Below are 12388 nucleotides of genomic sequence, written 5' to 3' on the forward strand. Positions count from 1 at the left end.
AACAGCTATAAAAATATTTAGTTAAGCTGCAGCCACTTTTAAACAACTAATGCTGCTAATGAGCTGAGACTGCTTATCAAAATAATTAAAGCGTATAGTGTTACCAACTTTAATATGGCTAATACTGACTGTCATTGCATCTTCTCTTTGCATATTTACACCATATTGGCCTTGCTCGGCTTTGCTGTAATGAAATGCTAAAAACTGCTCACTTGCAGGATATCTTAAGTCAATAAGTTGCTTAAATTGCTGTTTACGCTTTTGTGTAACTGTTTCTAGCTCAACGCCAGATGACGTTGCAAGCGATTCAACTTGGCAATCGATTAATTGTTTTGTGTCCCACCGAACAAAAACGATGTGACTATTATTTAGGGATAATTTATCCGGAAAAATACACAATTTAAAAGGCGCATAACCCGATAAATCCATATTTTGTAATTGAGACAATGCAGGGGTTTTGTTGCTCAGTAAATGTGGGATTAAAAGACCTCTACTGTGCTTTACGGCAGTTATATCAAATACACTTTGATAATCGTTTAATAAAGCTAATGTTTGCCCCCAATGCGATACACCAAGCCAAGTACCTCCCCCTTGCGGATCGATAGGGTAAATTGCGTTACCTGTGTGCTTACTCGGGGCGATTGCCATTTCTCGCGTTTTTTGCTCATCACGATTAAAAAACAACTCGTAGCCATCATCAGTTAAGAAGTAACTTAAAGTGCACATATTAACTTTGCAGTGATTTTGATTGGCTTTTTTCTCTCAAAAAAGTGGCTGTACTTGGTGCTAACCCAAAGCTCTGGTCGAATGATGCTTTTTGTGCAAAGGTAATTTGTGAAATCATCGCATAGTGATGTACTGCATGGCTTCCTACAAATATAAGCTCTCGTGCTAATGAGGTTGTTACAGTTTGTACATTTTTACTTTTAATTGATACTTCGCTTGAAAGTAACAGCGGTTTATTAAAATCATCTGTACTTAGCTGTTCAATCCACGATGCTATCTCGGCAATTTTTTTTATAGCTTCGCAGGGGTTACTTTCAATATTACTGCCGCGTAGGCGACTATCATAATCAATATTATTTATACCAAAGCCCGTCATTAAAGATTGGTAATGATCGATAATGTGGCGCATATGTGACCCAGCTGAACTAATGAAATTAGGAGCAACGATTTGCGAATAATCCTCTTTAGTTACACTTTCAAGATAAGCATGTCCTTGAGCGAGTATTTCTAACTGACTATTTAACATTGAATCGGTTTTCCTCATTTATAATTTCGTCGTATATGCATACATAACGTTAGATAACATTTTGAATAATGCAATTTTGCATTGTATAAATAACTAGAAAGCTGTTCTTACAATAAAATTTCAAAATTTATGCAGTAATACATTTTTAAATACAAAAGTAATTAATGAAAAGCTAGATAATATAGAGGGGAATATTAGTAGATGTAAAAGCAAATGGCGCTCTCGGTAGGGATCGAACCTACAACTCAGCCTCCGGAGGGCCACGTGATATCCATTTCACCACGAGAGCACATTTGTTGCCTCCACACCAACTCGCGATATCAGTGCTTTAGCATCAGCAATGATAAAGAGATCTTTAAATAAATACCAGTAACATCAGCTTATATGCTTATTAATTAAACTCTTTTAAATAAAACACTTCACAATGGCTTAAAAACACGCTATTTATTCTTATTGAATAAGAAACAGTAACGGTTTAGCAACATTGAAACTATGATTGTCGCTGTGCGGATTAATTTAATACGAGGAAATAATGATGAGTTTAATGTCTACTGAGCAAGTTGCTGAGTTTTTAGGTGTAAAAGTAGAGCGTGTAAAACGTCTTTCTAGAGAGAGTTTATTAATTGCTAAATCAGAAGATGAAAATGGCGAACCACAATTTGATACAGCCGAAGTAACTAAATACAAAGAGCTAGCCGAGCGCTTTGGTGGCCTTTAACATCTATAAAAAGTATTATTAACGAGTTTAGTTAGCTGCGCGCGTAACATTACAGATTTATTAGTTATGCCGCGCTCTTCGTACCAGCCAATACATAACACTAAAAAAAACAGCTTATAGTAATTCAGCTTATCTATTGAAAGATCAAACGTTTTTGTTTTATCGATGCTATTTTTATAGTTATTTAACAATGCACTTTCACTGCTCTCATTAAAATTAAAGCTCACTGCAAGGGCTGCCAAATCAAAATACACATCGTTAGTTTGTGCGTATTCAAAATCAATTAAATACATACCTGAAGCATTTACAATAATGTTGTCTTTTACTAAGTCGTTATGACAAAAACCTGCATTAAATGACATAGCTGTAACTGCTTTGAGTGCCTGCTCTATTTGAAGTTTATATTGCGTATATACGCCGGTGTTTTGATAAAAATGAAGCTCTTTAGCTATATCCATTGGCACGGTAGACACTGTGTAATTGTGCACTTGAGCAAGTTTATTAATAAAGCTAAGCGTTATATCCGATTGCGCGCTCTTGCCTTCAATATAATTAAATACCGCACGACCGTTTTTTTTATCAAGCCAAATAGGCGCTGGACATATATTAAAGTCACTTAAAAAGCGCTGCGCTTCAAGGCCGTCACTTGGCCAATGGCTTTTATAACACTTTAACAAATACCCTTGTTGCTCGGTACGTATTAAAAAATTATCGTTACTAAAGCCATTAAGTAATCGCTCGCTTGAAACAATGCTTGTAGGCTCTATAAACGCACTACATATTTTTACTAACTGAGTATGGGCAATCATTGATTAAAGCTGTGCTAGAGGCTTAGCTTGGCTTTGTTCGTATTCTTCGTACCAGGTTTTAAAGCCCCACGCTGCCATAATGGTATAAAATATAAAGAGTGCTAGCGTTGGGTAATAACCTTTTTCGTAATATAAATACATAGAAGCGGCATCTATTACAATCCAGTACAGCCAGTTTTCGAGGACTTTTTTAGCAACTAAGTAAGTAGTTACTACTGCAAAACACGTTGTAAAACTATCAAGATAAGCAAAATCGGCATGAGTATAGTTTTGCATAACGTAACCAATAACTATTGCAGCTACGGTTGTTAAACTAATTAAAACAGCATGACGGTTTATCGACCACGATGTAATATTTAAATTTGCAGCTTTGCCTTTACGCCATACAACCCAGCCAAATACAGCCATATACATATAATAAAAATTAAGTAATGACTCCATAAGTAATGCACCATTCCAGTACATTATTGTATAAATGAGCGTACTAAAAAACGCCGCAGGCCAACACCATAAGCTTTCTTTTATTGCTAATAATAAATAAGCCATCGACAACCCTACCGCAATGTACTCCCAATGCGACATTGCTGTAAAACCACTTAAGGTTTGTGTTAAAAAGTCCATATTATGCAGTTACCGTTTAGTTGTGCAGATTGTTATACCAATCTGCTTATATACGGGGTCTATTTAACGTTAAGGGAATTACGCTAGAACTAGGCAAAAATTTTTGTATCTAGTTGTTCTAAATAAAAAATTTTTAACGACGTTATAGTGCAATTTAATTCGTTAAATTGATCAAAGATTTATGCAGGTTGGTATTATAGGCTATTCAGGCGATAAGTCGCCAGAGAGAAACTTACATACAAAAATAGCTTTACCAAATTCTTCATATGAGCGCTTAATTTCGGTATTTAACACCTGCATTACTAAATCGTAATCACCAAAAATTTGCGTTGATAACGTGTTAGTAATCACTTTTAAATCATCGTATTCGTTTAATCTGTCAATAAAGCCCTGAATAAACGGGATATAATCTTGGTGAAGTGGGTATTTACTGATCTCTACTGATAATTTCATTTTTGACTCTTTATTTTAATTACCGATTACAACAAGTCATTCAATGCTAGAGCCGTTATTAAATACAGTGTAAAATCGCTGCAACACTCAATTGAAATGAGCTTAAAATGGCACGTAGAATAACCTACAAATATAAAAACGAACCGCGCGAGATTAATTTCGCTAAAGATAAATACCACGACATGTATCAAGCAATTGCTGCCGCCGAAGGTATTGATCTGACTAATTACTTAAGCATGGTACAGCAAATAGAAATGACCTCAAAAGGGTCTGCTTCTGTTCGTAACTTTCGCGACCAAGAATTTGCCCGTATGGGCTTTAGCGACGTTTACTTTATAAAAGAGTAAATACCGCTTTATAGCTGTATTAACGCTGATACTCATAACTTACGCGCGGTGTAATATTACATAATAGCTCGTAAGGGATAGTATCAGCGCACAATGCTATTTCTTCAACTGGTAGCTCAGGGCCCCACATAGTGACTCTGTCGCCCACTTTAATATTGTGCTCATTAGCGCCTATATCTACGCTAATCATATCCATAGCAACACTGCCAACAATACCATAACGCTGCTTACCAATTATTACTGGTGTGCCCTCTTTAGCGTGCCGAGGATAACCATCGCCATAACCCATAGCCACAACAGCTAATTTGGTTGGTTTATCACTTTTCCAACGACCACCATACCCTACCGCCTCATTCGCTGGTACATTACGCACCGCAATTACGCGCGTAATTAAGCGCATAACAGGCTTTAACTTGTGTTGTTGCCCAATACTATTTGCCATTGGTGATACGCCATATAGCATAAGCCCAGGGCGCACCCAATCACCATGGCCGCTCGGCCACGCGATAATACCAGCAGAATTTGATAAACAATGTGCTTGGTCAATACCATTCACTAAGTTATCAAATAACGTGATTTGTTGAACCGTTTTGGCATTATCAACATCATCAGCACACGAAAAGTGTGTCATTAAATTAACGGTATTTTTGGCGTTAGGTGTTTTTTGTAAGCGGTTATAAAACTCTTCAAACTGCTCTGGCGCAATACCTAGTCGATGCATACCTGTATTTACTTTTAACCAGCATGTTATTGGCGCATCGAGCTTTGCTTTTTCAAGCGCGGCTAATTGGTATTCGTCATGAATAATAGTTTGAAAGTTATTAGCGAGTAAAATAGGTAAGTCGGCTTTGTTAAAAAAGCCTTCTAGTAAAACTATTGGCTTTGTTAAGCCCCCAGCTCGAAGGGCAAGCCCTTCATCTATACGTGCCACAGCAAATGCGTCAGCATTATTTAAATGCTGCGCAATCGTTACTAAACCATGCCCGTAAGCATTTGCTTTTAGCACCGCCATTACTTTGCTGTTAGGTGCAAAGCACTTAACTTGCGCTAAATTATGCGCAAGTGCAGCTAAATTAATTTCAGCAGTGGCTAGGCGCATTAGTAATCGTCATCTACCGCTGGTCCCGCGTAATTATCAAAGCGAGAAAATTGACCTTGGAATGTTAAACGCACTTTACCAATTGGGCCGTTACGTTGTTTACCTATAATGATTTCGGCAATACCTTTGTCAGTACTGTCTTCGTTATAAACTTCATCACGGTAAATAAACATGATTAAATCGGCATCCTGCTCTATCGACCCTGACTCACGTAAATCTGAGTTAATAGGACGCTTATCGGCACGTTGCTCTAGCGTACGGTTAAGCTGCGAAAGCGCAACAACCGGACATTTTAGCTCTTTTGCTAGTGCTTTAAGTGAACGTGAAATTTCAGCAATTTCGAGCGTTCGGTTATCAGCAAGGCTTGGTACACGCATTAACTGCAAGTAATCGACCATGATCATACTAATGCCACCGTGGTCGCGGGCTATACGCCTTGCACGTGAACGCACATCGGTAGGTGTTAAGCCCGATGCATCATCAACGTACATTTTACCTTTTTCCATCAACAAGCCCATTGTTGATGAAAGTCGTGCCCAATCGTCATCATCTAATTGACCAGTACGTACCTTAGTTTGGTTAATACGGCCAAGAGACGCTAGCATCCTCATCATAATTTGTTCTGAAGGCATCTCTAGAGAGTAAATTAATACTGGTTTGTCTTGAGTCATTGCAGCATGTTCTGCAAGGTTCATCGCAAAGGTAGTTTTACCCATAGATGGACGCGCTGCAACAATAATTAAGTCAGAAGGTTGCAGGCCTGTCGTCATTTTATCTAGATCGGCATAACCTGTACTTACACCCGTAACACCATCTTGTGGTGATTGATAAAGCTCTTCTATTTTATCAACGGTTTTTTCAAGGATGCTATGAATGCTTTGCGGGCCTTCATTATTTTTTGTTCGTTGCTCAGCGATTTTAAACACTTTGCTTTCGGCAAAATCGAGCAAGTCGTGACTGGTACGCCCTTCGGTGTTAAAACCCGCTTCTGCAATTTCGTTCGCTACGCCAATCATTTCACGTACAACAGCACGTTCGCGTACAATACTTGCGTAAGCGTCAATGTTAGCAGCGCTTGGCGTGTTTTTAGCTATTTCTGCTAAATAAGCAAAGCCACCAATTCCTGCAAGTTTATTATTTTTTTCTAAACTTTCAGAAATAGTGATTAAATCTATCGGATCGCCAATCTCAGCAAGTGCCGTCATCGCCTCAAAAATTAACTTGTGCGTGCGGGTATAAAAATCCTGTGATACAACAAGCTCCGCTACGCGGTCAAAAGCTTGGTTATCAAGCATTAAGCCACCTAAAACAGATTGTTCAGCTTCTATTGAATGGGGAGGAACTTTAAGTGTATCGACTTGCTTATCTGGTTTGGCCATAACTTCACAGTAGTAAAATTGAATGGCTCTATTCTATCGACTTGAAGGGGCTGTGCAAATAGAAAAGCAGGAAATCTTTTCCTGCTTTTTGTAATCGTGAAGGTGAATGAGCGTTATTTAATACGAAGCTCTATGCGTCCACTAATTGTATCCATTTCAACATTAGCATTACCNATTAATGCTAAATTCTAAATCACTGGCTGGGCCGTATTTAGCTTTACTGACTTTATCGCTAGTAACTTTATTAATGATTTTTCCATTAGCGTGCGCTTTAATTTCAAAATTTGCAGATACGCTGTCAGGAAAGTAAAAATCACCATCGCCACTTACCGATTCAAAACGTACATCACCGCCTTTTAAAAGCTCTTTAATATGTACTTCGGCTTCGCCATTCACCGTGTTAATACGTAAGTTTTTAATTGACGATAGCGTAAAATTTATATCGCCATTTACATTTTCAAGGCGCACATCATTGGCGCTTGATGTTGATTTAATATCGCCATTAACAGCGCTAAAACGTAGTTCACCACTTGATTCTCTATCGTTAATTTCGCCATTTACGGTTTCAAATTGAATATTACCCTTTAAGTTTTCAGCGTTCACATCACCATTTACGGTGGTGAGCTTAATGTTGCCAGTAATATCATCTACCGTAATTTCGCCATTAACCACATCAACTTCAGCGCCATTTTTTAGCTCTTTCGCAGTCACCGATACATTAACGCCAGCAAACTCTAAACTACTGCTTTTAGGCATAAATATTGTTAGGCTTGAGCCATCGCCATTATTACTCCAATTTGATTTACGTGGCATTTTTACAATAAACTGAGTTTTATCGCCATTTGTTTTAAGCTCATAACCCTCGGCTTTGTCATCAAGCTCGCCAGATACTTTAAATTCGTTTTTATCCCAGCCTGTAATATGTATATCACCGCGTTGGTTTTCAATAAAAATAGTGCCGCCACTTGGTACGTCTATTTGCTTATCTATTTTTTCACCCGCTAATACCGCCAACGGAAATAAGCTCAGTCCTAATAAAATCGCTTTCATGTCGTACTCCTAAATGTGCTGCCAACGTGGCGCATGCACCTTGTTAATTAAATCAAGTTGTTGTTGATATATTTGCGCTAACATTGTTAGTAGCGCTTGGTTTTGTGGCTCATTTTTAAGAACTTGCTTTATTGCTTGCTCTGCGTTTTCAAGCTCTTGTAGCTGCGTTTGCCAGTTAGTGGTCAATGCTTCTTTATTTTCATATTCAACCAACAAACTGTTTTTTTGCGCCGAAAAGTAATCACTTATAGCCACTACGGGTTGTGGCTCAGGCGCTATAACAAATAGATTTACAGCAATTAAAGCAGCTAATGTGCAGGCAGCTATTGCTGTTAGTTTTGGCCAAATAGCAGTGCCTTTTAGGTCCTGCTTATTACTAACCATTGCTCGCTCAATTCCCGCCCACAGGTCTTTTTGTGGCGTAATGTCTTTATCAAGCGTGTTTAATGACTCATTTAAATAGTCGTCAAAATTTGGTTTATTCATTTTCATACCACTCTTGTAGTAGCTGCCTAGCACGATGATATTGCGATTTACTTGAACCAACAGCCATACCTAATTGCTCGGCTATTTCCTCGTGCCTGTAACCTTCGATTGCAAACAACACAAACACCATACGTGCGCGCTCAGGAAGCCTTACTATTAATTTATCGAGACCATTTAAGCCTTTGCAGTCATTAGCTGATTGCTCATCCATACCGCAGTGTTCAATGCTCACTACTTTTTGCAGCCAATTTTTTTGCTTGCGTAAGTAACTAATCGCAACATTACTGGTAACGCTGTAAAGCCAAGTAGAAAACTGCGAGCGACCGTCAAATTGCGCTATTTTACGCCATACCTGTACAAACACTTCTTGGGCTGCATCTTCAGCATGCGCTTGGTCCGCTAATAAGCGTAAACATAAACCGTAGACTCGTTTTATATGTAACTCATAAAGCGTTGTGTATGCGCCTTGATCACCTGATTTAACACGCTCAATGAGTGTAGCTTCGCATAAAGGCGTTTGTTCGGGTTTAACGTGTAACATCCGTGATGTCGCCTTTTAATTATTATTATTGAGTTAGTGTATTGATAAGTTAGACGTAATAACAGTTCGAAAAGGTTTAAAGGGAATAAAAAAATAATTGAATAAAAAAGGGGCTTGTACGAGGCTTTATACCAATTCGCTTAATTAAGTGATCTATTTTGAGGATGGAAAAACGTGTTGATAGCTAGACAAAAAATTCGCTATTTAGTTGTTCTCGGCAATTGCTCCTGCATTGCTCTACCTTCTGCATCCATGCAGTCGTAAATGAGAATTTTTTAACACAGGTAGCGACACGTTTAGCCCCGCAAAATGATTAAGTATTATTGCGGATTGGTATTATTTAACTGTGCCCTTAACTAATTAAAGTTAGCCAAATTACAGACACAAAAAAGCCGTACTAATAGCACGGCTTTTGTCGCTTAATTAAAAATTAAGCTTCAGCGATTACGATTACTTTAATAGTAGCCGTTACGTCTGAGTGAACTGAAATTGATACGTCAAATTCACCTGTCTCACGGATAGTACCTAGAGGCAAACGAACTTCTGACTTAGCAACTTCAACACCAACAGCTGAGATAGCGTCAGCGATGTCACGAGTACCGATTGAACCGAATAACTTACCTTCGTCACCAGCTTTAGATACTAATGTAACTTCTGCTAATGCTTCTAGTTTTTCAGCGCGTGCTTGTGCAGCAACTAACTGTTCAGCGATTTTCGCTTCAAGTTCTGCACGACGAGCGTCAAACGTTTCAATGTTAGCTTTAGTCGCAGGAACTGCCTTACCTTGAGGGAAAAGGAAGTTACGTGCGAAACCAGATTTAACTACAACCTGTTCACCTAGGCTACCTAGGTTAGCGATCTTATCTAGTAGAATAACTTGCATGTTTCTACACCTTTTAAAAACTGTTAATCCGCTGCTTACTTATGTAAGTCAGTGTATGGAAGAAGGGCTAAGTAGCGAGCACGCTTAATAGCAGTTGCTAGCTGGCGCTGAAATTTAGCGCTAGTACCTGTGATACGGCTAGGTACGATTTTGCCACTTTCTGTAACATAGTTTCTAAGAGTAGCTAGATCTTTGTAATCGATTTGTTTTACGCCTTCCGCTTTAAAGCGGCAGAACTTACGACGTCTGAAATAACGTGCCATGAGATTAATTCCTCAAATAATTCTTTCTATATGCTGAGCATGCAAAACCAATTGGCTAAGGCCGTTACGACCTTCGTGGCGATTTAAAAAACCACTCACTTGCAATGCCTGCCCAACGTGCAAATGTTGAGTCTGTTGTTGCATTTGCTTTCCACTGGCAACTACCTGAAGCCTCACGTAACTATTACGGTTAAGGTCTGCTTCGGTTTGCATCGATTTATGTTCTACAACAAAAATGCAATGCGGGATGCCAGCAGGGCTTTGGCTAAACTTGGGAGTTTTACAAACTACCCCAGATATAACCAGCTGATTCATATATGGGCTAACCATTATAGTAACTGCTGATTACATGCCATGCTAGGACTCAAAACAATTAAGCAGCTGGTGCTTCTTTCTTCTCTTCTCTTGCAAGAGGAGACGCTTCAGTTTCAGCAGTTTTAGTGCGGATAACTAAGTTACGAAGCACTGCATCGTTGTAGCGGAAAGTAGTTTCTAGCTCGCTGATTACTTCAGTTGGTGCTTCAACGTTCATAAGAACATAGTGAGCTTTATGAAGCTTGTTAATTGGGTAAGCCAATTGACGACGGCCCCAATCTTCAAGACGGTGGATAACACCACCAGCTTCAGTGATAGAACCAGTATAACGTTCGATCATACCAGCAACTTGCTCACTCTGATCTGGGTGAACCATGAATACGATTTCGTAATGACGCATGGATATTCCTTACGGTTAATAGAGCCTTCTACCGTTTCGGCCGGTCGGTTTAAGGCAAGGAATTAATAGTTTAAAAGCCGAAATGAGCGCGCATTTTACGCTTAGACGGATAATTAAGCAAGCAGGTTTTTTAAGCTTTTATAGATAAGAGTTAAAAGGTAATTATTACGAGCTTCGCTCATCGCGTCAGCAAGCTGCTCGCCTACCGAAAAAGTTAAGCACAGAGTGCAATGTCTCTTGTAGAAGCCGAGCTTATTCGCGTGAAAAGCGATAGCTTTTAATTGCTTAAGCTTTATGTTTACCCCGAAAATATAAACATTTACTCAAGCTTAAAGCCGTGCAATTATTAAGCAATACATTATTAAATAAGGATATTTATGAAGCTCTTACTATCGCTTGTATTAATACTTACTTTTAGTACACCATTTTTAAGCCACGCAAAAACCAATACAACTGACATAACCGTTGGTAAAAAAGTCGTTCTGCAATCAAAAATACTTAACGAAGACAGACCCATTAAAATTTTCATACCTGACACTGTAAAAGACGATCAGCCGCTTTATGTTATTTATTTACTTGATGGTGTTGAGCACTTTCATACGGCGTCTGGTGTTATTAAATCCCTTGTTGATTACGAGCAGATACCTAACGCAATGCTCGTTGGTATTGATACAACTAACCGTGTTCGTGATTATTTACCAAAAGTAGAAGGCGAGCCTAAAACAGAGTTTCAAACTTTTGTTAAAAACAAATGGCCTGACGCAGGACAAACCGACAAGTTTTTAAAGTTTGTGTCTGATGAACTCATGCCTTATATAAACAGTAATTACTCAACTAACGGCTACAACACCTTAATTGGCCACTCTAATGCAGGTACTTTGGCGCTTTATACTTTAGTTAATCAGCCTGAGTTATTTAATAACTATATAGCTATAAGCCCAAACAGTTGGTGGAGTGATGAGGAATTAAAAAATAATATTATAAAATACACTAAAAACCCTAAAGGTGATCAGGCGTTATTTATTAGTGTAGCAAGCGAAGGAGCACGCTTTTATACAGGCGTATTAAATACTTTGGTAAATTTAGAACAACAAACGCCCTCGCAGCTTAAATGGGAATATAAGCATTACCCCGCTTTTACTCATATGGGCACTATACTACCAGCGCTTAGCGATAGCCTAATTCACTTATTTAGCGACCTAATATTTAAGGTTACTGACGAGCACGGAAAGTTTGCTGATGTATCGCTCATTACAGGTTATTACCAAGCACTTAGTGATAAGTACGGGTTTGAGCTTAAAATTCCACAAGATGTATACGTAGAGTTTGCTCATAGCCAGCAAAAGTTTGGTAATACAGCTAAAGCTATAGCAACGCTTAAACATTTTACTACCGATTATCCCAATGCAACTTATTCTCACATGCGTTTATCGCAAGGCTATACTGCTAACAAACAATTTAAAGAGGCCGTCACTAGTATGAAAAACGCACTCGAGCTTGCAAAAGAAAACAAAAAAGACCCGCTGTTAATTGATGCGCTCAAAGATATGGTGAATGAAGCACAAGAGAATTTGTAACTGATTTAACGCAAAGCGCTTTTTAACTAACGATAGTAATTACGAGCTACGCTCGTCGCGTCAGCAAGCTAAACGCCTTGTATCTCTCATTGATAAATGATTAGCTATCATTTATCACATCGAAGTCAGTGAGCTTGCCTTTACGCCTAGTATTTAATACTGCGCCGTAGATAAAGCCCTGACTTTCTATTCTCA

16 protein-coding genes, 1 tRNA gene and 1 pseudogene are annotated in these 12388 nt (G+C 38.7%); 3 read left to right on the forward strand and 15 right to left on the reverse strand.

Features of this window, described 5'->3' with window-relative positions; all coding sequences use genetic code 11:
* Positions 1 to 21: 21 nt before the first annotated feature.
* The 3 genes from L654_RS0109900 to L654_RS0109910 form a co-directional block, all read right to left on the reverse strand.
* Positions 22 to 726 carry an NRDE family protein gene (locus L654_RS0109900; RefSeq protein WP_024607937.1) on the reverse strand — a complete coding sequence of 235 codons (705 nt, stop codon included), beginning with the start codon at positions 724 to 726 and terminating at the stop codon, positions 22 to 24.
* Position 727: 1 nt separating this feature from the next.
* Positions 728 to 1270, reverse strand: a complete 543-nt coding sequence (locus tag L654_RS0109905) for a hypothetical protein (RefSeq protein WP_225305744.1) — start codon at positions 1268 to 1270, stop codon at positions 728 to 730.
* 196 nt (positions 1271 to 1466) lie between these two features.
* Positions 1467 to 1541 (reverse strand) — tRNA-Arg (locus L654_RS0109910).
* A gap of 246 nt (positions 1542 to 1787) precedes the next feature.
* On the opposite strand from L654_RS0109910, the gene L654_RS0109915 reads away from it, so the two are divergent.
* Positions 1788 to 1970, forward strand: coding sequence for a hypothetical protein (locus L654_RS0109915; RefSeq protein ID WP_007587299.1), 183 nt, complete (start codon positions 1788 to 1790; stop codon positions 1968 to 1970).
* Here L654_RS0109915 and L654_RS0109920 read toward each other — a convergent pair.
* From L654_RS0109920 to L654_RS0109930, 3 genes are all read right to left on the reverse strand, one after another.
* Positions 1967 to 2779 (reverse strand): phosphotransferase, encoded by an 813-nt coding sequence (locus L654_RS0109920; protein WP_024607939.1) that lies wholly within the window; start codon positions 2777 to 2779, stop codon positions 1967 to 1969. The genes L654_RS0109915 and L654_RS0109920 overlap by 4 nt on opposite strands.
* A 3-nt stretch (positions 2780 to 2782) precedes the next feature.
* Entirely contained in the window at positions 2783 to 3400 is a 618-nt protein-coding gene (gene pnuC / locus L654_RS0109925) for a nicotinamide riboside transporter PnuC (RefSeq protein WP_007587303.1), read from the reverse strand.
* Positions 3401 to 3601: 201 nt separating this feature from the next.
* A complete protein-coding gene (locus tag L654_RS0109930) occupies positions 3602 to 3853 on the reverse strand; it encodes a hypothetical protein (RefSeq protein ID WP_007587304.1) in 252 nt (83 codons plus the stop codon).
* 107 nt (positions 3854 to 3960) lie between these two features.
* Here L654_RS0109930 and L654_RS0109935 point away from each other — a divergent pair, with 107 nt between their 5' ends.
* Positions 3961 to 4200: a DUF2960 domain-containing protein gene (locus L654_RS0109935; protein ID WP_007587305.1), complete on the forward strand. Its 240-nt coding sequence runs from the start codon at positions 3961 to 3963 to the stop codon at positions 4198 to 4200.
* Between the two features lie 19 nt (positions 4201 to 4219).
* Here the strand turns inward: L654_RS0109935 and alr are convergent, their stop codons facing one another.
* The 9 genes and pseudogenes from alr to rpsF form a co-directional block, all read right to left on the reverse strand.
* Complete coding sequence (alr, locus tag L654_RS0109940; RefSeq protein ID WP_024607940.1) at positions 4220 to 5299, reverse strand: alanine racemase; 1080 nt, start codon at positions 5297 to 5299, stop codon at positions 4220 to 4222.
* Positions 5299 to 6678 (reverse strand): replicative DNA helicase, encoded by a 1380-nt coding sequence (dnaB, locus tag L654_RS0109945; RefSeq protein WP_007587308.1) that lies wholly within the window; start codon positions 6676 to 6678, stop codon positions 5299 to 5301. The genes alr and dnaB overlap by 1 nt, the downstream gene beginning before the upstream one ends.
* Before the next feature lie 113 nt (positions 6679 to 6791).
* Positions 6792 to 7728, reverse strand: a pseudogene (locus L654_RS01000000125885) (DUF4097 family beta strand repeat-containing protein).
* Between the two features lie 9 nt (positions 7729 to 7737).
* The gene (locus L654_RS0109955; RefSeq protein ID WP_024607941.1) at positions 7738 to 8220 is read right to left on the reverse strand and encodes a hypothetical protein; all 483 of its coding nucleotides are present in this window, start codon (positions 8218 to 8220) and stop codon (positions 7738 to 7740) included.
* Positions 8207 to 8755 (reverse strand): sigma-70 family RNA polymerase sigma factor, encoded by a 549-nt coding sequence (locus L654_RS0109960; RefSeq protein WP_024607942.1) that lies wholly within the window; start codon positions 8753 to 8755, stop codon positions 8207 to 8209. The genes L654_RS0109955 and L654_RS0109960 overlap by 14 nt, the downstream gene beginning before the upstream one ends.
* Positions 8756 to 9185: 430 nt before the next feature.
* Positions 9186 to 9638 (reverse strand): 50S ribosomal protein L9, encoded by a 453-nt coding sequence (gene rplI, locus L654_RS0109965; protein ID WP_002962755.1) that lies wholly within the window; start codon positions 9636 to 9638, stop codon positions 9186 to 9188.
* Positions 9639 to 9673: 35 nt separating this feature from the next.
* On the reverse strand, positions 9674 to 9901 hold the full coding sequence (gene rpsR, locus L654_RS0109970; RefSeq protein ID WP_007378475.1) for a 30S ribosomal protein S18: 228 nt from the start codon (positions 9899 to 9901) through the stop codon (positions 9674 to 9676).
* A gap of 12 nt (positions 9902 to 9913) precedes the next feature.
* Positions 9914 to 10231: a primosomal replication protein N gene (gene priB, locus L654_RS0109975; protein WP_004588456.1), complete on the reverse strand. Its 318-nt coding sequence runs from the start codon at positions 10229 to 10231 to the stop codon at positions 9914 to 9916.
* Between the two features lie 43 nt (positions 10232 to 10274).
* Positions 10275 to 10616: a 30S ribosomal protein S6 gene (gene rpsF / locus L654_RS0109980; RefSeq protein ID WP_007378473.1), complete on the reverse strand. Its 342-nt coding sequence runs from the start codon at positions 10614 to 10616 to the stop codon at positions 10275 to 10277.
* Positions 10617 to 10993: 377 nt separating this feature from the next.
* Between rpsF and L654_RS0109985 the strand changes: the two genes are divergently transcribed.
* Positions 10994 to 12193: an alpha/beta hydrolase-fold protein gene (locus tag L654_RS0109985; RefSeq protein ID WP_024607943.1), complete on the forward strand. Its 1200-nt coding sequence runs from the start codon at positions 10994 to 10996 to the stop codon at positions 12191 to 12193.
* Positions 12194 to 12388: the final 195 nt, after the last annotated feature.

Origin of the sequence: Pseudoalteromonas sp. TAB23, assembly GCF_000498075.1 — a bacterium.
Lineage (GTDB): Bacteria > Pseudomonadota > Gammaproteobacteria > Enterobacterales > Alteromonadaceae > Pseudoalteromonas > Pseudoalteromonas arctica.

What these genes read in the sequence shown, in the direction of transcription:
- rpsR (WP_007378475.1), bottom strand. Translation starts at nt 9,901, where the DNA reads ATGGCACGTTATTTCAGACGTCGTAAGTTCTGCCGCTTTAAAGCGGAA.
- L654_RS0109955 (WP_024607941.1), bottom strand. Translation starts at nt 8,220, where the DNA reads ATGAAAATGAATAAACCAAATTTTGACGACTATTTAAATGAGTCATTA.
- priB (WP_004588456.1), bottom strand. Translation starts at nt 10,231, where the DNA reads ATGGTTAGCCCATATATGAATCAGCTGGTTATATCTGGGGTAGTTTGT.
- rplI (WP_002962755.1), bottom strand. Translation starts at nt 9,638, where the DNA reads ATGCAAGTTATTCTACTAGATAAGATCGCTAACCTAGGTAGCCTAGGT.
- L654_RS0109920 (WP_024607939.1), bottom strand. Translation starts at nt 2,779, where the DNA reads ATGATTGCCCATACTCAGTTAGTAAAAATATGTAGTGCGTTTATAGAG.
- alr (WP_024607940.1), bottom strand. Translation starts at nt 5,299, where the DNA reads ATGCGCCTAGCCACTGCTGAAATTAATTTAGCTGCACTTGCGCATAAT.
- L654_RS0109930 (WP_007587304.1), bottom strand. Translation starts at nt 3,853, where the DNA reads ATGAAATTATCAGTAGAGATCAGTAAATACCCACTTCACCAAGATTAT.
- dnaB (WP_007587308.1), bottom strand. Translation starts at nt 6,678, where the DNA reads ATGGCCAAACCAGATAAGCAAGTCGATACACTTAAAGTTCCTCCCCAT.
- L654_RS0109905 (WP_225305744.1), bottom strand. Translation starts at nt 1,270, where the DNA reads ATGAGGAAAACCGATTCAATGTTAAATAGTCAGTTAGAAATACTCGCT.
- L654_RS0109900 (WP_024607937.1), bottom strand. Translation starts at nt 726, where the DNA reads ATGTGCACTTTAAGTTACTTCTTAACTGATGATGGCTACGAGTTGTTT.
- L654_RS0109985 (WP_024607943.1), top strand. Translation starts at nt 10,994, where the DNA reads ATGAAGCTCTTACTATCGCTTGTATTAATACTTACTTTTAGTACACCA.
- pnuC (WP_007587303.1), bottom strand. Translation starts at nt 3,400, where the DNA reads ATGGACTTTTTAACACAAACCTTAAGTGGTTTTACAGCAATGTCGCAT.
- L654_RS0109915 (WP_007587299.1), top strand. Translation starts at nt 1,788, where the DNA reads ATGAGTTTAATGTCTACTGAGCAAGTTGCTGAGTTTTTAGGTGTAAAA.
- L654_RS0109935 (WP_007587305.1), top strand. Translation starts at nt 3,961, where the DNA reads ATGGCACGTAGAATAACCTACAAATATAAAAACGAACCGCGCGAGATT.
- L654_RS0109960 (WP_024607942.1), bottom strand. Translation starts at nt 8,755, where the DNA reads ATGTTACACGTTAAACCCGAACAAACGCCTTTATGCGAAGCTACACTC.
- rpsF (WP_007378473.1), bottom strand. Translation starts at nt 10,616, where the DNA reads ATGCGTCATTACGAAATCGTATTCATGGTTCACCCAGATCAGAGTGAG.